The 25,708-nt window shown below is 28.2% G+C and carries 23 protein-coding genes; 1 reads left to right on the top strand and 22 read right to left on the bottom strand.

The window, feature by feature from the left end:
* Positions 1–3: 3 nt before the first annotated feature.
* The 15 genes from MED152_RS10530 to rnpA all read right to left on the bottom strand — a co-directional run bounded on the left by MED152_RS10530 (position 4) and on the right by rnpA (position 16,509).
* Positions 4–1,359, bottom strand: a complete 1,356-nt coding sequence (locus tag MED152_RS10530; protein ID WP_015481866.1) for an exopolysaccharide biosynthesis polyprenyl glycosylphosphotransferase — start codon at positions 1,357–1,359, stop codon at positions 4–6.
* Positions 1,356–2,195, bottom strand: coding sequence for an O-antigen ligase family protein (locus MED152_RS10525; RefSeq protein ID WP_187288759.1), 840 nt, complete (start codon positions 2,193–2,195; stop codon positions 1,356–1,358). Before MED152_RS10525 ends, MED152_RS10530 begins: the two co-directional genes overlap by 4 nt.
* 352 nt (positions 2,196–2,547) lie before the next feature.
* Positions 2,548–3,654 (bottom strand): DUF1972 domain-containing protein, encoded by a 1,107-nt coding sequence (locus MED152_RS10520; RefSeq protein WP_015481864.1) that lies wholly within the window; start codon positions 3,652–3,654, stop codon positions 2,548–2,550.
* Positions 3,655–3,656: 2 nt separating this feature from the next.
* Positions 3,657–4,433 (bottom strand): 2OG-Fe(II) oxygenase, encoded by a 777-nt coding sequence (locus MED152_RS10515; protein ID WP_015481863.1) that lies wholly within the window; start codon positions 4,431–4,433, stop codon positions 3,657–3,659.
* A gap of 64 nt (positions 4,434–4,497) precedes the next feature.
* Complete coding sequence (locus MED152_RS10510) at positions 4,498–5,679, bottom strand: glycosyltransferase (protein ID WP_015481862.1); 1,182 nt, start codon at positions 5,677–5,679, stop codon at positions 4,498–4,500.
* Positions 5,669–6,883 carry a hypothetical protein gene (locus MED152_RS10505; RefSeq protein WP_015481861.1) on the bottom strand — a complete coding sequence of 405 codons (1,215 nt, stop codon included), beginning with the start codon at positions 6,881–6,883 and terminating at the stop codon, positions 5,669–5,671. Before MED152_RS10505 ends, MED152_RS10510 begins: the two co-directional genes overlap by 11 nt.
* On the bottom strand, positions 6,884–7,825 hold the full coding sequence (locus MED152_RS10500) for a glycosyltransferase (RefSeq protein ID WP_015481860.1): 942 nt from the start codon (positions 7,823–7,825) through the stop codon (positions 6,884–6,886).
* On the bottom strand, positions 7,822–9,258 hold the full coding sequence (locus tag MED152_RS10495) for an oligosaccharide flippase family protein (RefSeq protein WP_015481859.1): 1,437 nt from the start codon (positions 9,256–9,258) through the stop codon (positions 7,822–7,824). The genes MED152_RS10500 and MED152_RS10495 overlap by 4 nt, the downstream gene beginning before the upstream one ends.
* Positions 9,259–9,315: 57 nt before the next feature.
* Positions 9,316–9,846 (bottom strand): dTDP-4-dehydrorhamnose 3,5-epimerase, encoded by a 531-nt coding sequence (gene rfbC, locus MED152_RS10490; RefSeq protein WP_015481858.1) that lies wholly within the window; start codon positions 9,844–9,846, stop codon positions 9,316–9,318.
* Complete coding sequence (gene rfbA, locus MED152_RS10485) at positions 9,846–10,700, bottom strand: glucose-1-phosphate thymidylyltransferase RfbA (protein ID WP_015481857.1); 855 nt, start codon at positions 10,698–10,700, stop codon at positions 9,846–9,848. Before rfbA ends, rfbC begins: the two co-directional genes overlap by 1 nt.
* 4 nt (positions 10,701–10,704) lie before the next feature.
* Positions 10,705–11,712: a dTDP-glucose 4,6-dehydratase gene (rfbB, locus tag MED152_RS10480; RefSeq protein WP_015481856.1), complete on the bottom strand. Its 1,008-nt coding sequence runs from the start codon at positions 11,710–11,712 to the stop codon at positions 10,705–10,707.
* A 2-nt stretch (positions 11,713–11,714) separates the two neighbouring features.
* The gene (locus tag MED152_RS10475) at positions 11,715–12,761 is read right to left on the bottom strand and encodes a hypothetical protein (protein WP_015481855.1); all 1,047 of its coding nucleotides are present in this window, start codon (positions 12,759–12,761) and stop codon (positions 11,715–11,717) included.
* Between the two features lie 27 nt (positions 12,762–12,788).
* Positions 12,789–14,468 carry a hypothetical protein gene (locus MED152_RS10470; protein ID WP_015481854.1) on the bottom strand — a complete coding sequence of 560 codons (1,680 nt, stop codon included), beginning with the start codon at positions 14,466–14,468 and terminating at the stop codon, positions 12,789–12,791.
* Positions 14,469–14,495: 27 nt separating this feature from the next.
* A complete protein-coding gene (locus tag MED152_RS10465) occupies positions 14,496–16,127 on the bottom strand; it encodes a S41 family peptidase (RefSeq protein WP_015481853.1) in 1,632 nt (543 codons plus the stop codon).
* Positions 16,111–16,509: a ribonuclease P protein component gene (gene rnpA, locus MED152_RS10460; protein ID WP_041383598.1), complete on the bottom strand. Its 399-nt coding sequence runs from the start codon at positions 16,507–16,509 to the stop codon at positions 16,111–16,113. Before rnpA ends, MED152_RS10465 begins: the two co-directional genes overlap by 17 nt.
* Before the next feature lie 177 nt (positions 16,510–16,686).
* On the opposite strand from rnpA, the gene MED152_RS10455 reads away from it, so the two are divergent.
* Positions 16,687–17,865 carry an acyl-CoA dehydrogenase family protein gene (locus MED152_RS10455; protein WP_015481851.1) on the top strand — a complete coding sequence of 393 codons (1,179 nt, stop codon included), beginning with the start codon at positions 16,687–16,689 and terminating at the stop codon, positions 17,863–17,865.
* A gap of 49 nt (positions 17,866–17,914) precedes the next feature.
* Here the strand turns inward: MED152_RS10455 and MED152_RS10450 are convergent, their stop codons facing one another.
* From MED152_RS10450 to MED152_RS10425, 7 genes are all read right to left on the bottom strand, one after another.
* Entirely contained in the window at positions 17,915–18,493 is a 579-nt protein-coding gene (locus MED152_RS10450; RefSeq protein ID WP_015481850.1) for a methyltransferase, read from the bottom strand.
* A 45-nt stretch (positions 18,494–18,538) separates the two neighbouring features.
* Positions 18,539–18,835 (bottom strand): thioredoxin, encoded by a 297-nt coding sequence (gene trxA, locus MED152_RS10445; RefSeq protein ID WP_015481849.1) that lies wholly within the window; start codon positions 18,833–18,835, stop codon positions 18,539–18,541.
* A 56-nt stretch (positions 18,836–18,891) separates the two neighbouring features.
* Positions 18,892–19,533, bottom strand: a complete 642-nt coding sequence (locus MED152_RS10440; RefSeq protein WP_015481848.1) for a Crp/Fnr family transcriptional regulator — start codon at positions 19,531–19,533, stop codon at positions 18,892–18,894.
* An 85-nt stretch (positions 19,534–19,618) separates the two neighbouring features.
* Entirely contained in the window at positions 19,619–19,750 is a 132-nt protein-coding gene (locus tag MED152_RS13860; protein ID WP_015481847.1) for a hypothetical protein, read from the bottom strand.
* A gap of 66 nt (positions 19,751–19,816) precedes the next feature.
* A complete protein-coding gene (locus MED152_RS10435) occupies positions 19,817–21,160 on the bottom strand; it encodes a TolC family protein (RefSeq protein ID WP_015481846.1) in 1,344 nt (447 codons plus the stop codon).
* Positions 21,147–24,479, bottom strand: coding sequence for an efflux RND transporter permease subunit (locus MED152_RS10430; RefSeq protein WP_015481845.1), 3,333 nt, complete (start codon positions 24,477–24,479; stop codon positions 21,147–21,149). The genes MED152_RS10435 and MED152_RS10430 overlap by 14 nt, the downstream gene beginning before the upstream one ends.
* A gap of 4 nt (positions 24,480–24,483) precedes the next feature.
* Positions 24,484–25,599 (bottom strand): efflux RND transporter periplasmic adaptor subunit, encoded by a 1,116-nt coding sequence (locus MED152_RS10425; protein WP_015481844.1) that lies wholly within the window; start codon positions 25,597–25,599, stop codon positions 24,484–24,486.
* Positions 25,600–25,708: the final 109 nt, after the last annotated feature.

Here is a 25,708-nt window from a genome sequence, read left to right as displayed (position 1 = left end):
TTATTAATACGCTTTTTCATCACCTTTTAAAACCTGAATTAGAGTTTGAAATATAATTTTTATATCTAAAATAAAAGTCCAGTTTTCTATATAAAATACATCTAAACGTACTCTATTTCCTATATCAGACTTCTTTATAATTTCTCCTCTATAGCCTTTAACCTGAGCCAAACCTGTAATACCAGGCTTTACAGCACTTCTTCTTATATAATTTTGAATTTTATCTTCGAAATCTAATGATTGTTTTGTCATATGGGGTCTAGGACCTACAACACTCATATCTCCCATTAAAACATTTATAAATTGTGGCAATTCATCTAAACTTGTAGCTCTAATAAAGGCACCTACTTTGGTAACTCTCTTATCTCCTTTTATAGCTTGTTGTGTGTTGGACTCTTTATTTGTTATCATAGAAGAAAATTTATAACAATAGAAATCTTTACCTTGAAAACCAGTTCTTTTTTGCTTGAAGAACAATGGTTGATTTTTTGACTCCAACTTTATAAAAACCCATATTAGAGGTGTTACCCAAGATAAAACAAACACACAAATTAAAAATGAGAAAAAAATGTCAAAACTTCGCTTTAAAAATCTTATCTGAGCTGATTCAAAAGGTAGTTTTTTAATTTTTAATACTGGTATAGTATCGTATTTTTCAATCGAAATATTTTCACTTAAAATATCTTTAGCTGATGGTATTAATTTTATTTCTTTCTGATTGATTTTAGCAAACCATATTATATTTTTTATTAGTGTTCTACTAATTGAAGAAGTAGAACAATAAATTTGGTCTATATTATTATCTATAACATAATTAAAACTCTCTGATATAGTCCCTAAATAATTTTTTGATTTTGAAGATTTATCAGAAAAAAAACCTTTATTCATGTAACCCAAATCTTCATTTGAGTTAAAATAAGTGATTAGTTTTAAAGTTGTTTCATCTTGGCCAATTATTACAATTCTTTTGTAGTTGTTACCAAATTTCCGATAAAGTTTTAAAAAGAAATAAAAAAGGAATTTCGCTATGAACAAAAATAAAAATATAAGTAAAATAGATACAAATTGTTTGTTAACTACTTTACCTTCTTTAAAAAGTGTAAAAAATGAAAAAAAAGCAAGACTAAATATAAAAAACTGGGCAAGTATTACACCTAATAATTTAAAAATACCAGTAATTCTGCCAATCTTGTAATAATCTGAATAGAAAGCCCCTAAAAACCAAAGCGAATTTATATATAATAAAAATATAAAATCAAGATAATTTTCATCTCCAATTAAGTAGAAAATTAAATTAATAACAACTAAGTCAATAGTAATATTAATAGGCCTTATTAAAAAGGAGTAACCTACTTTCATTTATTATATTTTATTATTTTATGTTGAATTTTTTTGCCATAAACAAAAAGAAGCGTTGTTGTAACAAAGAAAACTAAACCACGTTGTCTAGCCAAATAAATTTCTGTGATACAAACAAATATTAAAAGCACAGAAAAACTAAAAAACAACAGATCTCTCTCTGTTACAGCTTTTTTAATTGACAACATAAAAATCATTAAAATTATGAATAAGCCCAATAAACCAACTTCTGCTATTAATTGTAGGTATTGATTGTGAAAGTCTATACCCACCATACCAGAATATAACTTATATGATTTATGCTTTTTTATAATTTTTTCTCTTACTGCATTGTACCCATAACCATGTAGCATAAAATCATCTTCATTTAATAATTCATAAAAAGTTCTTATTTGAAGTGTTCTAATACCTATACCAGACCATTTGTATTGCCACCCAAAATTTTCTTTTTGAAATATTTCTATCAAATTAGAATTATTAATCTCTTTAAAAATTCTTTCTTTAAAAAAAACAGAACTTAAAAGCAACAAAGTAATAACTGCAATAAAGCCTTTTTTTAAAAATAGAAAGTTTTTCTTAAAAAAAGAAATCCATAAAATAAATGAAATTACAATTACTGTTTTAGATGATAACAGAAATAAAAAAGGTATTAAAAAAATTGTAACTACCAAATCTAATTTATTTTTATCTTTTAGAAGTAAAAGGAAGATTGAAAAAGAAACAAAGATTGAAAAGTAAATTGCATGCAAATCACTAATTGTATTGCTTAAATTGTGATAGAAAAAAACATGATAATCTTTAGTTTGAAAATAATTAATTATTGCTTTAAGTAACATTAATAAAGCTACAAAAAAAGTAAAATAACTAAAGAAATAAAATATTTTTAGAGGTCTAATTTTCTGGTAGTTTACTGAGAAACTAATTGGTATTAAAATAAAAGATACAATGCGAGAAATTCCTTCTTTTGATGCAGTTAAATCTATAGACCAAAAAAGGGATAATACACAAATGACAAAAAAAGATATAAAAAAAAGAGAGATTTTAGTAAACCTAAACTTTGTTCCTTTATATTTAAAAAAGATAATTATAGAGTAGATAAAAAAAAGACCAATTGCTAAACTATTTACAATTCTTGGCAACATAAGTGAGCAAAGAATTAGGCTAGAAAACAACTCATTCACAGATAAATCACTCTTTTTTAAGAAGTTCAAAAAATAGTGTTTCATATAAATTATTAATGTTAGTAGAATTATAGTAGTTTCTAATTTTTTCTAAATTTGAATTAACTTTAAGAATTTCATCTTTTGCAAAAGTAGTATCAATTAATTTTGAGAGACTAACTGCACTATCAAAATAATAGGCATCTTTTTCTAAAACAGAACTATTAAATTGATTTTTATGAGCCAAAATTAAACAAGAACATCCCATTGCTTCTAATAAAGATGGATTTGTGCCTCCAACAGAATGTCCATGAAAGTATATGTTACAATAGTATCTTAAATTATTAATAACTTCTTTATCATATATACTACCTAAAAATTTAATTTTAGGATTCTTAGCATACTCAGCATATAAACTTTTACCAAAGGTGTTTATTGTATAATCTCCAACTACAATTAATTTTTTTTTAGATTTACTTAGAAGATACCCCTCAATTACCATCTTAATATTATTTTCTGGTTCTATTCTAGCAATAAGTAAATCATATTCTTTTTTAACTAGTTCAAAATTTTCTATTAAAGAAACATTCGCTTTATTTAAAATATCTGTACCATATGCAATATATGTTGATTTTACATTGTATTTAGTATTAATATAGTTTTGAATACCTTTAGAATCTGAAACTAAATGAGTACTTTTTTTTACAGCTTTTTTTTCCGCAAAAAGCAGAAACTTTTGTACAATTAATGAAAACTTAGTACGCTTCCATTCTAAACCATCCATATTCGTAACAATAATTGGTTTTTTTGGAAACAAAAAAGACCAAATAGAACTACTTGTATAGCCCAACTGAAGAATAATATCTAAATTTCGTTTTCTTGTGTCTAAAATACAATATAAGTCATAAAAAAATTGACCAACAGTACCTATTCGTTTCTCAGGATCTTTTTTATGTATAATTTTCACCCCTTTGTAATCGGTTTTTTTATATGGATGATTCTCTGAGTTATATACTGTAACCTCATGTCCTTTATTTGCTAAAAAAACTGATAAAGATTCCGCAAACTGCTCAAAACCACCGTAATGATTAGGTATTCCTCTTGTACCAATTATGGCAATCTTAAAGTTTGTCAAAATCACTGATTTTTTGCTGTTCCACTTCCAAATAATTTATTCTTAATTGTAACAGCTTTATTGTAATGTTTAGCTGCAAACTTTTTAAAGCTAGAAGCATCCTCTGTTGGAAACCAATCTGTAGTTCTGGGTTTTTCTAATATTTTATTATGCACGGTATAAGCATAAGTGGCTATAGAAGTTCTGAAGTTTCCCTCAGGAAAAAATGTTTGATCATATCCATGCAAACTGTGAGACCCGCACTCTTGAATTATTACTCTATTAAAAGGTACACCAATTTCATCTTTCTCCCCTGTTCTTAAGTCTTCTAGTTTCAAGTGTCCTTTGTATGATTCCTTCCAATCTATATTTAAATATAGTAAAATGTTCATTTGTCTAAACCAATTATGTTTTAAAGGATGATAATTAAAATCCAAATGCATGTCTAAACTACTATTTTGCTTACCTTGATGTAAACCACCTCCATGATTTCTAGGGTCTACAAAAACAGTTTTTCCAGAAATATAGCTTAAGAAATCATTAAATCTTTTTGATTTTAAATCGTTGTAAAGCTCTAAAAACAAACTACCTAATTCTTTATAATTAGATTTTTCAAACTTATTGTTAGCAAACATATAATCTCTACTTTTATTATTAAGCTCGGGAATTTGCCTTCTTAGTTCTAAAAGTTTATGCTCATCACAAAAAGCGTCTAAAACTAAGTGAGAAAATGGTTTGTTTGTAAGATACTCTAGTCTAAGATTTTCTTTATTCTCTTCTAAAAAAGTGAAATTTATCATTATAAATTTTAGTTTGCAAAATACATTTTTTAATTACAATAATAGTTAAAAGTAATTTAATGCATTAAAACTTATCAAACAAATTAAGTAATTCTTTTGATTTATGTTGCCAACGTATTTTTTCTAAATAAAATGTGTCTTTAGATGATAAATTGTTTAGAAAATAACTGAACTCTTCAAAAGTATCTGAAATGTCTATATAATTTTCTAAGAACTGAAGACCATTTCCTCTAGTACCGACTACTGGCAATTTAGCTGCTAAATATTCGTATACTTTAATAGCATCTCCACCATGTTGCTCATCTTTAATTTTATAAGGTACAATACCTATATCAAAATTTTTAACATAACTAGGATAAATATCGTAGTGCTTATCTCCTAAATAATGCACATTTTCTCTAAAAATGATTTTTGAAAAAATACTTTTTAAAATAATTTGACCTATAATAACAAACTCTATATTTTTGTTTTCTTTTGTTATAAAATTAAATAAATCTACATCAAATAAATGTGTTATTTTACCTCCAAAACCAGCAACTAAATTTCCTTTATCTTTAATCTTTTTTAGATCTTTAGGGGTTTCAAGAACTAGAGTAAAAGGTTTTAATTTTACACCATTTTTTATTATTTCTACGTTTTTAACATTAAACTTATCTATATAGTATTGTTGGTTTTCTGTAGAATTTGTTACCCACTGTTTTACATTTAAGGCTAAAGATTTATAAGCTTTATTAATCTCTACTTTTGCTGATTTAACATCTGGTATTAAATTAAAATTATCCCAACCATCAAATATTTTTTTCCCCGATACTTTATTTAAGAATTTATAAGCAAACAAATTAGAAGAAACTATATTACTTGTATCTATTTCTAATAAATCTAAACAATCTTTATAAAAGCTCACAACTTTCTTATGTCCATAAGCATTAAAATACCAAACTCTTTTTTTGGTAAGATGTTTAATATTCTGAAGCAAAAAGTAATCTATTAGATAGGTATTATTATCTAGCTGATACAGACAACCATTTTTAGCCTCATAAATAATTTTTCCTTTAATTTTTTTTCGGATTGTTTTTTTCTTGATAAAAAGTTCTGCAAATGTAATAGGTCTATTTAAAATAATTAACTTTTCTACACTTTTATCTTCTCTAAACGATTGTATAAAATGTGCATCTCTAGTTCTAAAACCTTCTTGCTTAATTTTTCTCCAATCGTGGTAGGGTATATAAGTTAAATTAATTTTCATCTTTAAGCATGTAAATAAAGTAGGTTAGCATAAAACTATAATCAAAAGTTGGTATTGTAAAAAAAGAATACATAATTATAGCTACTGTCAAACAAATATTAAAAGACGTTCTTTTGTGTTTAAAAAGTTTTATTAGAGATTTTATGTAGTAAAAAAAAGCTAATAAACCGATAATACCAAGATCATAATATGACCAGATTAGCTGACTAAAATGTCTAAAAGTTCTATTAAATTTACCAGCTAAAATATCAAAATAAGCATATGCTCCGTTGCCTAAATACGTAATATTGTCATTAAGTAAAACTAAAATTATCTGTTCTCTTCTTGCAAAACCTTTTTTAAACCACTTTAATGATGTTCTAATATCTAATTTATGCGAAAATTTATTTTTAAAATCACCGTAAAATTTCAACTCAGTATATTCCATTAAAACTATTACTAAAAAGAGAGAAATTAAGATAATTAAAATCTTTTTAAATGATATTTTAATTTTTATTTCATTTCTTTTCTTTAAAATTAAAAATGCAATAGCAATTGCGGCAAAAAGAATAGAAACATTAGAATTTGTTAGTAATAAATTCACTACTATAACAATACTAGCCAATAACAATTGTAGTTTATTTATTAAAACTTTATTAGACCAGATATAAAGCAAATTAACAACTAAAAAAAAGCCTAAAGCATGGTCATTTTTTAAGGGAAATGAACCAAACTCAAAATCTACGGAGTATATCTTTTGACCAGAAAAATTGAAACCTATTAAAACATCAAAAAAATTATTTTGAATTAATAATATTGGCAACTGAAGAAGCGCTAATAATAACATCCAATTTTTTATTTTCTTTAAAGTTAAAAATCTAAATGTAAGAATATCATTTTCATAAATAAGGAATAATAAAATTAAAGGAATAACGTAAAACTGTGAATAAATTATTGGTCTTATTATACCTTGTTTATTAATAAAAGAAGTAAAAAAAATATAAATAATTATAAATACAGTAATCTGTCCAAAATTTAATATTTCTTTTCTTATAATTCGGTTAGGCTTTATTAAATACCAAAAAATGAAAGAGAAAGAAAAAAAAAGACTGATAATAGTATTTGAAACTCCTAAAAAAAAACTTAAAAAACCAGAAAGAACAAAATAGTATATGATAAAAACTATCATATATAAGTCATTTATAATGCGAAGGTTAATTTTCATTTAACTTTTATTTGCTTTAGCATATCCTCGAAATACACCTTTTAAAAAAGCCTTAGTCTTTTTAAGCTCTAAAGATAACAATAGTAAAAAACTAACTATTAAAGAATATAGAAAAAGGTTTATAATATAATTTAATTTTAATTTCACAATATGACTCAACTCAAAAACAATTCCGTTTTTAACAGAGTACTCTATTAATAGATAATTATCTGTTAAATGAAATCTAGTTTGGTACCACTTTTTTTCTTTAAGATGAAAAGATTTTTCTATATCAGTTATTTCACTTTCTTCAACCAATAAAATTTTCCCATTATTTTTAGATATTCTAATAGAAAAATCAAAGTCATCACCATATAAAAAATAAGATTGATCTGGCAAACCTATTTTATCAATTAAATCTTTATGAAAAAAAAGACCCCCATAAGGGGCTACCTTTAAACCTTTTTTGTTATAATTAGAAAATGATGTTTTACTACTAAACACTGAAAAACCTAAAGCAGCATTTTGTTCTTTTAGCATTAAACTTCCATTATTATTATTTTTAGCAGATAAATATAAAGGTCTATCTTTTCGGAAAGATAAAAGTGCATCTTTTTGATGATTAAAAGCTATATCACTAGTGTTTTTAAGTAAGTTATGAAGGGCTTCTTTTTCTGGTTTGTTATCATCATCTAACAACCAAATGAAATCGGTTTGTAATTTTATTGCTTTTTTTATTCCATTATAAAAACCTCCTGCAGAACCTGTATTAATGCCTAGATCTAATAAATGAATTTCTGGATAGTTTTTTTGTAAAAGAAAAATCTTGTCTTTACTACTTTTTAGAATACCATTTAAAACTACAACAATTTTATCGACATTTTCTTCTATTAAAGAAAAAATAACTTTTTCTAAAAAACAAAATCTATCTCCGTAAGTTACAATCACTGCTGTTACAATCATTTTATTTGAATCTTAAAAACTGGATAAAATATTTTATCGATAAAAAACCGTTCGTTAAATAAAATTAAACCAAAAAAGTAAAGCAAAAAACAGCTCCCGAAATTTACAATTAATAAAACCCAACCTTTAAAATAAACTCCTGTAAATAATGTAATAGGTATAAATAATAACGACAGAAAGACATAAATTAAAATTGTTTTAAAAGGGTACCTAAAAGACAACGTTTTAATAGCATAAAAGCCAGTGCAAAGTGCAATAATAAATTCTGTTATTAAAATAGCATAAACCGCCCCTTTTGACTGTAGAGTTGTCATTAAAAAATAGTTTAAAAATATGCTAAATACAGAACCTAATACAACCGCATACAAATACAATTTTTCTTTGTGAAAAGGTATTAAAATTTGCAACCCAAAAATATTGCTAAGCCCTATAAAAATTATAAGTGGAGTTAAATATTTTAACAATACAATAGATTGGTTAAAATTCTCTCCTGCAAAGATTAATATTATCTCATTGGCATTTAAATAAATTAAAACCACTAAAGGGCTAGACACCAAAAAAGTATACTTAATAGACTTTACTATTATAAGATTACATTCTGTTATATTATTATTCTTAACAAACTCAGTTATTTTAGGTATTAAAACAATGCCTAAAGCCGTAATTACAGTCGTAGAAATTTTAACTAATCTTAAAGCTGGAGTAAAAAAACCCACTTGTTCATCATTAGAAAAGTATTTTAAGAAAACAATACTTAAATTGGTATATACACCTATTGCAACTTGTGTAGCAAATATAATTCCAATTGATTTTACGTGTTTTTTTAGAGAAAGATTTTTTAAAGAAAAAATTAGATGCTGTTTGGTGTTTATAAGGCTTAATATAAACGCTAAAAAAATTGGACCTACTAAAATACAGTAGTAAAGCCAATATTGGTCTTCATTATTAACAAAAAGAAAAACTAAAATTATTGTTAAAAATTTAATTCCAACATTAACAATTGTTACAAATCTATAATTTTCTATTCCTTGATAAAACCAATTAATAATACAAACTAACCCTACTAAATGAAAAAAAGACACTATTTTTAAAATATAGTCTCCTTGAAAAGTATTAGTGAAACTAATCCAAATGCCATAAAATAACATGATAATTATTAGCCATATAAGTTGAATGCTAAAAACTTCGATAAAAGTTTTGGATAATAATATCTTATCATTTTTAACTTTTGAAATTTCTCTTATTCCATAAATTGGAATACCTAGAGAACTAATAATTACAAAAGTACTTACCAATGAAATTGTAAAACTTATTTTACCCAAACCTACAGGACCAAAAATCCTCGAGATATAAGGAAAAATAATTAATGGAATTAATAAATTTACGAGGTTATATAAATTATTATAAATAAAGTTTTTCTTTATTAACTTCAATAGCTTGTGATTTTTGCGATAAGAAGAACCAACTTCATATAGATAAACTAATTATTTTTAAAATGCTCCTAAAATAGCATCTTTCTCTGACAATATTATCTCCTCACTTCCTATTTTCCAGTCAATTCCCAAAGTTGCATCGTTATAAATAATACCTAATTCAGAGCCTCTTTGATAATAATTATCACATTTATAATTAAATATAGTATCATCTTCTAATGTTGAAAAACCATGTAGAAAATTTCTTGGAATAAAAAGTTGTTTCCCATTTTCTCTAGATAATTCAATGGAAAAATGTTGACCAAAAGTTGGAGAGTCTTTTCTACAATCGACGGCTACATCTAAAACCCTTCCTTTTACTACACGTACTAACTTTGCTTGAGAATAAGGCTCTTTCTGCATATGTAAAGCACGAATAACACCTTTTTTAGAAACTGACTCATTATCTTGAACAAAATTAACTGTAGTGCCTATAGCCTTTTCAAACTCTTGTTGGTTAAAGCTTTCCACAAAGGTTCCTCTTTCATCTTTATAAACTGTTGGTTCTATAACAAAACAACCTTTTAAATATGTTTCTGTAACTTTCATTATATCTTATACAAATTGTTAGAATATCCACTTTTTAGCAAGGGTTCTGAGATCGCTATCATTTCTTTTTTACTTATAAAACCTGCTCTAAAAGCTGCTTCTTCGATTGAACCCACTTTTAAGCCTTGCCTCTCTTCTATAACCTGAACAAATTGACCTGCTTGCATTAAAGAGTTAAAAGTTCCTGTATCTAACCATGCTGTACCTCTATCTAAGATTTCTACAGAAAGTTTTCCTTTTTTTAGATATACATTATTTACTTCTGTAATTTCTAATTCACCTCTTTTACTTGGTTGTATATTTTTTGCAATTGCAACAACCTTGTTATCATAAAAATAGATTCCAGGAACTGCGTAATTAGATTTCGGATGATCTGGCTTTTCTTCAATAGAAATAGCCTTGTTATCATCATCAAATTCAACAACACCATATCTTTCTGGATCGTTTACATGATAAGCATATACAATTCCTCCTTTTGGATTCGTGTTTTCTTTGAGCAGTTTTGCCAAACCAGATCCATAGAAAATATTATCGCCTAAAATTAAAGCTACAGCATCATCGCCAATAAATTTTTCTCCAATAATAAATGCCTCTGCTAAACCATTTGGACTTTCCTGAACTGCGTACTCAAATTGACATCCAATTTTACTTCCATCTCCAAGAAGATCTTTAAAAAGTGGAAGATCTTTTGGTGTAGATATAATTAATATTTGACTGATACCTGCAGAAATTAAGGTAGAAATTGGGTAATATATCATAGGTTTGTCATAAACAGGCATTAATTGCTTGCTTATGGCTAACGTAAGTGGATGCAATCTTGTACCTGAACCTCCTGCTAAAACTATTCCTTTCATAATTTTATTGATATTTTTTTAAATACCACTCAATAGTTTTTTTGATTCCTGATTCAAAATTTTCTTGAGCTTTCCAGCCTAATTCACGCTCTATTTTATCAGCATCTATAGCATATCTAAAATCATGACCAGGTCTGTCTTTTACAAAACTAATTTGATTTTTATAAGATTCATTTTTAGGTTGAACTTCATCTAAAATCTCACAAATTTTATTGGCAATATATAAGTTGTCTCTTTCATTTCTACCCCCAATATTGTAGGTATCACCGAACTTACCGTTTTTATACACCAAATCAATGCCTCTACAATGATCTAAAACATATAACCAATCTCTAATATTTTTTCCATCTCCATAAATGGGGATTTTATCATTCGATAAAGCTTTTCTAATAATGGTGGGTATTAACTTTTCATTATGCTGTTTAGGACCATAATTATTAGAACAATTTGTTGTAATTACATTCATACCATACGTATGAAAATAGCTTCTCACCAAAAAATCTGAAGATGCTTTTGAAGCACTATAAGGACTATTGGGTGAATAAGGTGTTTTTTCTGTAAATAAGCCTGAATCTCCTAATGTACCATAAACTTCGTCTGTAGAAATATGATGGAACCTAGAATTTTCAAAACCTTCATTAAATTGAAATGGAGAATGCATCCAAAAGTTCTTTGCAACATCAATTATATTAAACGTTCCAAAGACATTGGTTCTTACAAATGCATCTGGGTTTTCAATGGAATTATCTACATGAGATTCTGCTGCAAAATGAATTACTCCATCAAAATTATGTTTATTAAAAAGTGATTCTACTAATTTTCTATCGCAAATATCACCTTCTACAAAATCATAATTATCGTGATCTTCAATTTCCTTTAAATTCTCTAAATTACCAGCGTAAGTTAACAAGTCTAAATTTACAACCTTTACATCTTTATTATTTTCTAAAAAATAGGGTATAAAATTAGAGCCAATAAAGCCTGCTCCACCAGTGATTAAAAGTGATTTCATAGCTATTTATTATAGTTTTCTAAATACCTATTCAATTTAATTAACAGAAGTATTAAGATCATTAGACCTGCAAATGCAATACCTACTAAAAATGCATAATTTTTGGTAACCTCTTTAAATTCATGACCAATAGGTTGAAAATTAGAAATTACATTGATTACTTCGTAATTTTTTGATTTCTCTTCTGATATTTCTTCTAGATCTGAATTAAGTCTTCTATTCGTATTAAAAAGCTCTAATTCATTTGTGGTTTTAGTTGCAGTTGAACCTAAATCTATACTTGTTCCTGAATTTGGGTTTTTAGCTTCTTCTAGCATTACCTGCATATAGACCCTTCTCAAAGAATCTAACTGAACTAAATTTTTACGATATAAGGAATCTTTTCTGTTTAGATTCTCATTGGTTAGTTCTTTAAATCTTTTGAAATATTTATTATTTACAACAGATGAAATTATAACCTCATCTAACTTATCAAAAACATCATTTTTTTGAGCGACTACATTAATCTTGTGAAAATTATAATCATAGTCTGTAAACGAATTTTTAAAAGTTTCAAATTCGTAACTTTTAATGGTTAAAGTGTCTACCTCTAAAACTAATTGATCGTAAGCATTTATAATATCGTTCTCAACCCTAATTGGCTCAATGGTAAATTTTTGTAATGAAGCTGCCTCAGCTTTATCTAAATTAAATACTTTTTGAAGCGCTGCTGTATCTTTCTGTTTTACAAGATCATTATAAAAATTAATGTTATTGTAGAGCTGTCTAGAACTTTTAAAGTTTGGTTGAAGTATCATTTCTGAGCCAAAAGAATCTGGTTTTGAGGTCTCAAAAATGAAACCAACAATAATTCCTAGAAGTAAAGCCCCAGAAATTTTGATAAAATTAGATCTTAGAAATAAAAGAATAACGATAAAAAAGTCGAAAATCCCTTTAAAGATATTACCAATAAAATTGAAAAAGTTTTTGAATCCTTTACCAATAATTACAAATAATGATCCTAAATCTACTTCTTCTTCGTTTTTATTGTTTGGTTGATTTGTTGACATATTACTATATATTAAAGCTAGTTTAATTTAAAATATTTGTTCGAGAATTCTCTGTGTTATGGCATATGTTGGTGTAACACCTGTCATCCCCAATCCTCCAGAAGCCAATGTTGCTCCTGTTTCCAGAGGGTTATCTGAGGCATAATAAGCATATCTTACTTTTACATCTTCAGAAATATTACCTCTAATTTTAGATGCAGACTGAATTGCCTTTTGGTAATGTGCACCCTCCATCTCTAAACCAATTACATTCCATGTAGAATCATGAAAGAATTTTAATAAATCTTTATTCTGTAAAGATGTACCTAAAACAGAAATCATAGAACCATCAAAAACTTTTACTCCAAAACCCTCTAAATCTTCTTTCTTAAGTTCATTTTTAAAAGGATAATTATCTGCTGTACCTTCAAAAATATGGGCAGAAGGAATCATTATATCTCCTTTACCACCTTCTAAAATACCAGCTTTACCCATAATTGAAATAGATTTAACATCTAAGTGAACTTTTTCTGCATCTGCTTCATATGGCTTTAACAATTCGTCCATCGTTTCATAAGCTTGTTCACCAAAAGCATAATCCATAACAATAATTACAGGTTTCTCTTCTAAAGAATGCTGTTTTTGAAACGGAGAATCATTAAAATTTATTTTATCTGTATCAATAATTTGTACATTAATATTGGTACCTGAAGTATCTTTAACGTAAATCAAACCATTTTTTGAAGCATAATCCATCACTTTCTTTTGCAATGGTTTACTATCTGAATTACTTAAAAGTTGATAAAGTTCAAATTCTTTATGACTTTCTGCTTCTTTTGGCAAAGCTCCTTTTGCATAAATAGAATTAAGAACACTGTGCATATTTGCACTTATAATATGCAAAGGTCTTTCTAATAATTGATATTCTTTTAAAATATGTTTGATGTCATTTGCCCAAATTTCACCATAAATATGATGCCCAATTTCTTCTATTAATAGTGAGCTAAAGGTTACTGTTCTTTTTTTACTTTCAAGCACTTCTTTAATGGCTAATTTTCCTAACCAATAAATTAATCCGAAAAATTTATGTGGATTTTCTTCTGTTGAAAAAATCTTGTAAGTGGCAGAAACTTCATCAAAAGTTCTACCTAAAATATTACCCAAATGAACAATAATTACTTCTTTTTCTTCTTCGGATATTTCTTTTTGATGTAAAACAACATCCTCTAAATGAAGCCATTCTCTGGTAAAATCTTCACCTTCATTAATAGAAACTCGCTCTTGAATTTTATGAGACTCTATAAATAAAAATGTTAAGTGGGTTAGAATATCATAAATCTCAGATCTACCTCTGGTAATTTCAATATTCATTTGATCTTTATCAATTCTGTAGCAATTTCTTCTTCTTTTTGGTGGAATTATTGCCTTAAAATGAGAGTTTTTATAACCTTCATCTGCAGTTAAATTAATAAATTGACATTGCTCAATTCCTTCTGGCAACCTTTCAATTACATAAACTAAACCATCTAATTCAATTTTTTCTTCTGCAATAGAACCGTAAATTTCTGGACGTAATAACAATAACGATTTTCGTAAAGTTTCTCCAGAAACACCCATTGGTTTATAAAAACCTCTTGTAAATAGGTGTCGCATTGAAATGTATAATTTTTCAATGGCATTTGTAGACTCTTGAGCCCTTGTTCTCTCTATATTTTTGGTATGTAACATTCTAAATTTTGTCTTGCAAATATATAGTTATTTGCCTGATAATATTTGATTATACTTTGGCTGATTATTAAGCAAATTAACTGCCTGAGAAATAACCTCATCCTTCTTAATTCTATTTTGATAAACCCCTTCTTTAAAATAATATTTTAACAAGATTTCTTCTTGCAACAAATTTGTAAGTATATCTTCATTCTTCTTAATTGCACTTAATTTTTGTTCAACTAAACTGTTTTTTAAGTTTTGGTATTCTTTAGCAATAGCATTGTTTTCGGTAGCTAAATATGCTTTTTCGAACATTTTTTCTTGTGGAGTTACAAACGTAGTATCGCTAACTAAATAATTCGTAAACTTTTTAAAATCAGTTTTTGTAAAAACATAGTTTTCTGGATCTGCAATATTTGTGTTTTCATAATAGTAGTCTGTGGCAAAATTAAACAATGCTTTAGAGCCTATTAATGCATCTGTAGCCTCTGTTTTAGCTGATAATTTAATTTCCACATCTGGCATAATTCCTCCTCCATCATAAACCGTTCTTCCATTAGCCGTTTTAAAAGCGTTAATACCTCTATCAGAAAACTTAGGTACAATACCTGTTTTAGTATCTCTATTGGTGTAATCTAATTCTTGTATACACCTTCCACTAGGGGTGTAATATTTAGAAATAGTTAGTTTTAATTGTGTACCATAGGTAAGTTCTTTTTGACGTTGAACTAAACCTTTACCAAAAGAACGCTGACCCATAATAACTGCTCTGTCATAATCTTGCAGAGAACCGCTTACAATTTCTGATGCTGAAGCAGAACTTCCGTTTACTAAAATTACAATCGGAATTTCTAAATCTAAAGGATCATTAGAACCCTTATAATTATTACTCCATTTTTTAATTTTTGCTTTTGTTGTTACAATGGTTTTGCCTTTTGGTACAAAAAAGTTAGAAATATTTATAGCCTCTAAAAGCGATCCACCAGGATTTGAACGCAAATCAAAAACCAATTTTTTCATTCCTTTGGCTTTCAAATCAATAAAAGCCTTTTTTACTTCAGAGGAAGCTTTATTATTAAATCGAGTTAAGGTAATGTATCCAGTCTCTTCGTTTATCATTTGATAGAAAGGCACAGGGTTTACAACAACCTTTTCTCTCACCAAAACTTTATCTAGAATTTGACCTTGCCTTAAAATTTTGGCATTCACCTTTGTGTTTGGTGTACCTTTTAAAAACATAGAAAGTTCGTCTCTCTCCATATTTTTTAATGATTGGCCATCCACAGAAACAACTATATCACCTGCTTTTAAACCAGATTTATCAGCAGAAAACCCTTTGTAAATTTCTTTAATTTGAATTCCTTGATTTGTGTAATACACAGAAACACCAATTCCTGCATACTCACCTTCTCTTCTAATTTTAGCATCTTCAACATCTTGTTCGTTATAAAAATTAGTGTAAGGATCTAAATCTTTTAAGGTGTTTTTAATAACTTTATCTGTTAAATCTGCAGGATTAATTTCATCTACATAATACATATTTAACTCCTTGAATAAAGAATTGTAGATCTCAATCTGTTTTGCTACTTCAAAAAATTTAGATTTAAATGAAAATGATAAAAAAAGCACTGCCACAAATACAACAATGCCTATTTTCTTTTTATGATTGATGTTCATCGTTTTTTTTGTTTTTTATCTCACTTACAAACAAATGCAACAATTTGTTCATTTTAGTATAGATTTCATGATACTCTTTTTCTTCTTTACCAAGATACGAAATCATAAAAACATAAGGCTTATCTGCATTATTGTAAACAATTTCTTTTTGTAAACGATAACTTTCACGCATTAACCTTTTAAGTCTATTTCTATCTGGTGCTTTTTTAAAATTTCTTTTGGCTACAGAAACTCCCATTTGTGCAGGATACTCTGAAGTATGTTCTGTTTGTAAAAAAACCATTCTTAACGGAAATGCTTTTACAGAACTGCCTTCTTTATATAGCTTTTCTATGAGTTTTTTACTTTTTAATCTCTCTTGTTTTCCAAGGGTATACTTCATCATTACAAACTTAACAGAAAACAATAACTTTTAAAACGTTTCTTTGAAGTAACTTTCAAATTTTACGTATTTTTATATACGCAAAACTTACAGCATTTATAATTTAAATTGTTGTAAATAAAACAAATATTGATATTTTTGTTAAATATTACACAAATAGAAAAATAAGATTCATAGATGAAGCCAGATTTATTTCAAGCACCAGATTATTATAACATAGATGATTTACTTACAGAAGAGCATAAATTAATTCGTGACTCTGCAAGAGATTGGGTTAAACGTGATGTATCACCAATTATTGAAGATTATGCTCAAAAGGCTGAATTTCCAAAACAAATAATTAATGGTTTAGCAGAAATAGGTGCTTTTGGTCCTTACATACCAGAAGAATTTGGTGGTGCTGGTTTAGATCAAATTTCGTACGGATTAATCATGCAGGAAATTGAAAGAGGCGACTCTGGTGTAAGATCTACTGCTTCAGTACAATCTTCTTTAGTGATGTATCCTATATTTACCTATGGAAATGATGAACAACGAAAAAAATATTTACCAAAACTAGCTTCTGGTGAATGGATGGGTTCTTTCGGTTTAACCGAGCCAAATCATGGTTCTAATCCTGGTGGAATGGAAACCAATTTTAAAGACAAAGGAGATCATTATCTTTTAAATGGGGCTAAAATGTGGATTTCAAATGCACCTTTTTGCGATGTTGCTGTGGTTTGGGCTAAAAATGAAGAAGGCAGAATTCATGGTTTAATTGTAGAACGTGGCATGGAAGGATTCTCTACACCTGAAACACATAATAAATGGTCTTTACGTGCTTCTGCAACTGGAGAACTTATTTTTGATAATGTACAAGTTCCAAAAGAAAATTTATTACCAAATAAATCTGGATTAGGAGCGCCTTTAGGTTGTTTAGATTCAGCTAGATATGGAATTTCTTGGGGTGCCATTGGTGCAGCTATGGATTGTTATGACACTGCTTTACGTTATGCGAAAGAACGTGAGCAATTTGGCAAACCAATTGGTCAATTTCAACTACAACAAAAGAAACTTGCTGAAATGATTACAGAAATTACCAAAGCACAATTATTAGCTTGGCGATTGGGAACTTTGAAAAACGAAGGTAAAGCAACCTCAGCACAAATTTCTATGGCAAAGCGTAATAATGTAGAAATGGCTTTAAAAGTTGCAAGAGAAGCAAGGCAAATGTTGGGTGGAATGGGTATTTCTGGAGATTACTCTATAATGCGTCATATGATGAATTTAGAGAGTGTAGTTACCTATGAAGGTACACACGATATTCACTTACTAATTACAGGTTTAGACATTACAGGTTTAAATGGTTTTAAATAAAATAACTAGTTCTTTAAAGACAAAAAACACCAAATAATTTGGTGTTTTTTTATTTTACAAACTTACAGAACAACTCCATTCCTTTTCTATTTTCTATAGAATTATAACATTCTTCCAAAACTTCAATTGTAAATAGGTTTCGAAATAAAGATGTATACTCTTTTTTACTACCTCCAAAAGGTGGATGATCTTCATTTAATTTCGCATCAAAAAGTAAGCCTACCAATTTGCCATTGTCATTTAAAACACTATGCATCTTAGAAACATATTCCTCTCTTAAATTGGGGTTTAAAGCACAAAAGAAGGTTTGCTCTATAACAAGATCAAATGTTTGGTTTAATTCGAAAAAGTTTTGATGAATTAAATTCGATGATGGAAAACCTGGTACTCTATTCTTTAAATTAGTTAAAGCTAACTTAGAAATATCAATTACATAAACATTGGTAAAACCATTTTCCAATAAATATTCTGCTTCATGAGAATTGCCTCCTCCTGGAATTAATATTTTTAAGTCTTTGTTTGTGAGTTGATCAAAATAGGCTTTTAAGGGTGGTGACACTTGCCCTAAATCCCATCCTGTTTTATTCGTTATGTATTTATTATCCCAAAATTGTTCGTCAAAAATCATCTTAAAAAATAAAAAAACACCTAAAAAAAGGTGTTTGAATTAATATTAACTGTACTGTTTAATCACTGAAATTAAATCGTTTTTTTGCAACATTGCAGATTGTCTCCAAACTTGCTTTCCATCTTTAAAAAGCATAAATGTTGGTACGCCTCTTACTTGAAATTTTGCGGCTAAACTTTGGTTTTTATCAACATCAATTTTAATTATTGAAACTTCATCATTCAATTCTGCTTTTACCTCTTTTAAAATTGGACTCATCATTTTACATGGACCACACCATACTGCAAAAAAATCGACTAAAACAGGTTTCTTCTGATTTATTATTTCTGTAAAACTACTCATATTTCAATATTTTTCTCAAAGGTAAATTTTAATAGCGCCATTTTTAGTAACGTTTGTTACAATTCTAAAACTTTTATACTGTTTCTAAAAAGCTTTATTTTACCATCATTCTCTAACTTTTTTAAAAGACGAGAAACTACAACTCTAGAGGTGTGTAAATCATCGGATATTTGTTTATGGGTTGTTGTTAACTCATCATTACTATTTACCATAGCTTTGTCTTTTAAATACTTAAACAAACGTTCATCCATTTTTAAAAAGGCAATAGTATCTACAGCTTGTAAAAGTTCTTCTACCCTGTTATGGTAACTTTGTAGTATAAAAGATTGCCAGCTTTTATAAGTACTAAGCCAAGCTGTCATTTTTTCTTTTGGTAACATAATTAAAGACACATCAGTTTCTGCAACTGCTCTAATCTTACTTTTGGTTTGGCCCATACAACAAGATAACGTTATTGCACATGTATCTCCTTTTTCCAAGTAATACAAAACCAACTCATCTCCTTTTTCGTCTTCTCTTAAAATTTTTATAGCACCATTTAACAGAAGTGGCATTGCATTTATATAATCTTCTATATCTATAATAATCTCATTTTTAGATACAGTTTTATAGGTACCAACTTTTTCGATTTCTTCTAAAAGTTCGGTTTCAAATAAATAGCCAAAATTGGAATTTAGTTTTGAATTAAAATCAGACATGTATAATTTTTTCTATGTATAAATTTAAGAATTCATAGACACATAGAAAAACTATTTAAGCACCAATTATAATGAGATTATTGTGCTATTTTGCTTTTTGATCTGTTTTCATTAAAAGATAAACTGCAAGTACTAAGCCTAGAACAACTAGTACAAAAACACCAATCATAACAGTACCATTTACCCAAGAAACTAAAGGAAAGTTAAGCATATTCATAAGATTCTAATTTGAATATAAAATTAGAGAATACGTAAATAATGAGAAATGATAAATATCAGGTTTCTACAATTTCACGTTTAGAATATCTCCACTTAATTGCAATAGCTGCAGTTCTATCAACTTTGCATCGAACTTTGCATTATTTAAAGCCGTTTTTGCATTAATTAAGTTGATTTGAGCTTGCCTAAATTCAACAGATGTAATTTGACCTAATTTGAAACGCTCTTGAGTTCTATCGAAATTATTTTGATTACTCTGTACATTTTGTTCTTGTGCACTCAAAATAAATAGCTGATTTTTATAGTTCTCCCACGTATTTTTTAAGTTGTTCTCTATATTAACTTTCTGCTGTTCTAATAAAATTTGTTGATTATCTAAGGCAATTTTAGCATTTGCTACTCTAGTTTTTGTTGAGCCTCCATCAAAAATATTCCAGGTTAAATTAAGACCTGCATTTAAACCATCTGAAGTGATTAACTTCGCTCCAAAAGGATTTATTAAATTTTCATTTCTAGTTCTATTGTAGCCATAAGAAGCATTAAAATTTAAAGATGGCATATAACTAGCTTTATTAATTTTAACATTAAACTCACTAATTGCAATATTCTGTTCGTTTTGTTTTAGCAAAGAATTGTTTTGCAAAGTTTTTGTTTTTAACTCTTCAAAACTTAGCATATTGTTATATTCTACTTCTGTTTCTACTAAAAACTTAGCATTAGTATCTTTACCTAAAATTACATTTAAACCACGTTTGGCATTGTTTAATTGTTGTTTGGCAGCAATTAATGCTATGCTATCATTATTTACATCTACTTGTGCATTTAAAAATTCTAATTTGGTAGATTGTCCATAATCATACTGATACTGTGCACGTTGTAAACGCTGTTTAGAAATGGTAAGTGCTTCTGCTAAATTGTCTGTATTTTCTGATAAACGTGCTATTTGAAAATATGTAGTAAACAACTGTAAATAAGTATTTTCTATAGTTTCTCTAGCTTGTAGCTCAGTTAAATTATACGTTTGTTTTAACTGCTCTACATTGTACTTACGACCAAAACCATCAAAAATGGTATAGTTTAAAGCTAAAGATGCGTTGTAAGTTTTGGCAACAACTCCATTTCCTGAAATCTCAGAATCATCTCCTGTATCTCTATCTGTAAAGGTTAAACTTTGATTATTTCTACTGTAATTAGCACCAGAATTTATGGTAGCAGTTGGTAATTTTCCTGAATTGTAAATACTTGTATTATTCTCTGCTATTGCTAAATTATTCTTCGCAATTTTAATTCCGAAATTATTTTCTAATGTAATTTCTAATGCTCTTTCTTTGGTTAAAACTTCTTGAGTAAATCCGTTAAAACTCAATATGAATAAACCTATAAGTGTGCTGTATCTATTCAATTTCATAAACTACATTTTTAGGGTTTAAACTTGTATCCTCATCATCATCTTCATCAACCTTAGATTCTATAATGGCTCTTTCTACTTCTTCTTTACTAACCCTTTTATTTGTTTTTAACCACTTAATATTTACTTTTAATGAGTTAGATACAGAGAGTAAAAGTGGTAACATAACTAAAGTTAAAAGCGTTGCAATTGCTATACCATAAGCAATAGAAATAGCCATTGGTATTAAAAATTGTGCTTGCCTACTTTTTTCTAATAAAAGTGGTGCTAAACCTGCAATTGTAGTTAATGAAGTTAGAAAAATAGCTCTAAATCTTGATTGACCCGCAGCTATTAAAGCATCATCATATTTCATACCTTCTTTGAGGTAACTGTTGAATTTACCTATTAAAACCAAACCATCATTTACCATGATTCCTATTAATGCAATAATACCTAACCATGATAAAATACCGATTGGGAAATTATGGAAATAGTGCCCCCAGACAACACCAATCATACTAAAAGGTATCATAATAAGTAATAAAATTGGCTGACTGTAAGAACGAAATGTAAATGCTATTACAATATAAATTAATAACAAAATAATTGGCCCAACAACATTTACAGAATCTGTAGTTTTTTTAGCCTCTCTATTCTGACCTTCAAACAGTGGTGAAACAGTTGGGTATTTAGATAAAATCTCTGGCATAATGTTCGCCTTAATATCATCTAATATTTCTGTTGCACTAGTTTCTAAATTCTTTAAATCTGCTGTAATTTGAATTTCACGTTTCCCTTCTAAGTGATTGATAGCAATATCACCTCTTTCAATTTCATAATTTGCAATTTCTGAAAACGGAATTCTATTACCTGTAGGAGTTATGATTCGCATATCATCTAAGTCTTTTATAGAAGATCTATCTTGCTTATCATAACGCACCCAAACTTTTATTTCATCTTGCCCTCTTTGAAAACGTTGAGCTTGAAAACCAAAAAATCCATAACGAACTTGTGTCATAATAGATTGCAGATTCAAACCAAGTAAATAGGCATTGTCTTTTAAAGTAATTTTAACCTCTTTAATTCCTGCAGGATCATTATCTGAAACATCTTTTAACAGCGAATTATTTTCTAACTCAAACTTTAACTCTTCTTTTGCTGCTTTAAGTTCTTCTATATTGTTACCTAAAAGTGATACTGCAACTGGGCTACCTCCAAAATTACCTCCAGAACCAAAAACCAAACTTTCTACACCATATACTTTACCTACTCTATCACTAATAGCATTTGTAATTTCTGGTGATGAAACATCTCTAGCTTCTCCAGGCAAAAGATTTACAGTTAAAGTGGCGTTTGCAGAACCTGGCCCAACTCTTTTAATTACATTTTCTACAACCTGAATATTACCTGTTTGTTTGGCTGTATATTCTTCATTGACTTCCCAAACTTTGGTTTCTATAAAAGAGATAATAGAATCTGTAATTTGCTCGTTTGTACCTTGAGGCATATTTAAAGAAATCTGAACTCTATCACTCGCAATTCTTGGAAAGAATGATGTTTTTACAATTCCACCACCAATAGCCATAAAACTAAAAATCAAAATAGCAATAGGTACACTAAATGCAAAAAACTTATTTTTAAGAGAAAAACGTAATAAAGGCACATAGTATTTATCTCTAAAAAGAGTTAAATATTTATCTGCAAAACCATTCACCTTTGCAAAAAAGGCATCTACTTTACTTTCTTTTTCAAGAATTATAGTTTCACCATTTTTTACAACAATTACTTGATTCTTCTTGTGTTCTATAGATTCAATTTCTGAGTGATCAAAATTAAAATTGGCTGCTAAATTTTCTTCTTTTCTTCTCTTTAACGCTTTAGAATGCGCTATATGTGCAGGTAAAATAATAAGAGCTTCAATTAAACTAACAGATAGTGTTAATAATACAATTGTAGATACTTCACCAAAGAAACTACCTATTCTACCATCAACAAAAAAGAAGGTAGAAAATGCAATAATAGTGGTTAGAATTGCAGAAACAATTGGTGGAATCACTTCCATTGTTCCATCTATTGCAGCTTGTATTTTAGATTTTCCCAAATCGTAATAATGATGGTAAATATTTTCACCAATTACAATACCATCATCAACCAGAATACCAATAACGATAATCATTCCGAAAAGTGATAATACATTAATGGTAACACTAAATTGCGCTGCAAAAATGAACATACCAAAAAAGGCAACAGGCAAGCCAAAAGCTACCCAAATTGCCAAACGTAAGTTTAGAAATAATGCTAAAAAGAAAAGCACTAATAATATACCAACAACACCATTTTCTATCAATAATTTTGTTCTACCATTTAAAGTAATAGAAGCATCACTAGAAACATTTAACTGAACATTCTGTTGTTTTTGATTGTACTCATAAATGTATTCTTTAATTTTTTCTGCAGATGAAATAAGGTCTTCGTTATTTGTATTACTTACTGTAATATCGATTGCTAAATTTCCATTATAGAACAATCGATCTGGATTCTCTGACCAAGTATCCCTTACTTCTGCAACATCTTTTAAGCGAATAATATTACCACTAGTTTCTGTTCTAACAATAAGATTCTGTAATTCTACACCATAATAAGATCGATTACTTGCACGTATTAAATAATCTTCTTCTGCAGTTTTAATATTACCACCCGTTATTAAAATATTTGAATTCCTAACAGCGTTTGCAACTTCCGTAAAAGACATGTTGTACGCCAACAAATCATTTTCACGAACTGCAATTTCTATTTCTTCTGCAGGAAAACCAGATATGGCAACTTGAGAAATGCCTTCGATACCTCTAATATCATTTTCAATATTTCTAGCATACTGTTTTAAAGATTTTAACGATACATTTTCGCCACTAACTGTAAAACTAATTGTGGGTCTAATACTTTCTACTTTAGCAATTACTGCAGGTTCCATCCCTGAAGGGAAAGAAGGCACTCTATCTACTGCATTTTTTACATCCGATAAAACAACATCTATATTTTTACCTTTTTCTACCTCTACATTTACAACTGCAGCATTTTCGTTAGATACAGAAGTTACTCTTTCTACACCAACAATTCCTTTTAAATTATCTTCAATTTTAAGCACAACACCCTCTTCCATTTCTGCAGGTGAAGCTCCAGGATACGTTAAATTGATTCTTATTAACTGTGAATCTACCAAAGGAAAAAAGGAAGATTTCATACTAATTGCACCAACTGCACCAAAGATGATAAACGCAAAAATCATTACATTTACAGCAACAGGATACTTTATGAAATAAGTAATTATTTTTTTCATATAATTACTTTTTAGATTCTGTTTTTACAATCATTCCATCAAAAGCACCAGGTAAATTTTGAGTTAAAATCTTATCGCCATTTTCTAAACCTTTTACAATCACCTTTTCTGCACCAAAATAAACTGGTTCTATCGTTGATAATGTTAATACACTATCATTTTTGACAGTATAAACTGCGCTATTATCTACCAATAATTTTCTGGAAATCTCAATGGCATCAGACTCTGATTTTGCCTCTAAATTCGCCTCTAAAAACATACCTTCTTTTAAATCTGGATGCTTAACATCAATATACGCTGTAATGGTTTGAGAAACTTGATCAATTCTACCATTAACACGAATTACTTTGCCCTTGTAATTTTTAGACTTGTTTAGGTTATTCAACTTTACAGTATTACCTACTTTTAATAAATCTGCGAACTCTGCACTTACAGAAACTTCCATTTCATAAATATCTGTATCTATAAACTCACCCAATTTTTGACCTGATCTAATTAAAGTTCCTGGGGTAACTAAAGCCTCAGTTAAAACACCTGTAAATGGGGCTCTAATTTGATGTTTGTACAAACGAACTTCTAAGTTTTTTACATTGTAATACGCTGTTAAAATTCCTCTACCAGAAATAAAGTACTTTTCTTTATCTGTAGCAAACTCAGGTAATTTTGCAATGGTTTTATTGATATCAAAATTCTGCAAATACGTTTCCCATTTTTTAAATTCTGATGTATAATCTAAACGTATATCTGGAAGTATAGAAGTAATTAAATTGAATAAATTACTTTTTTGTGATTTTAAACTTGCATTAAACTCATCACTATTTATGCTTAATAATATTTCGCCTTTATTATATTTTGTTCCTGGCTTAAACGCCTTATAACCGGCATTTAATACACCCTGTACTTCAGAAAAGACATCTATTTTATTCTTTGCTTGTAGGTTACCATTTGCCGTTAAAATTATAGGAACTTCTTCGTTGATAACTTCCTTAACAAAAACAGTTTTTACACTTTTTTTAAAGGTTGGTCTTGGTTTTTGATTTTTATCGATAAAATAATTACCTAATAAAACAGCGCCAGCAATAAATGCTACACCTAAAATAGCCAAAATTACTTTTCTCATAACTTAGTTAGTTGAAGTGAACTTGTAAACAAGCTTTTTAAAATAGGCTACAAAGATACTTTTTTGATTGAACAGAGTGCATTTGTGCTCATTAATCTATGTTAAAGAA

This window comes from Polaribacter sp. MED152 (assembly GCF_000152945.2).
In the GTDB taxonomy this organism is placed as follows: domain Bacteria; phylum Bacteroidota; class Bacteroidia; order Flavobacteriales; family Flavobacteriaceae; genus Polaribacter.
The sequence above is the reverse complement of the archived record's forward strand: the minus strand, read 5'-3'. Positions and strand labels throughout refer to the sequence as shown.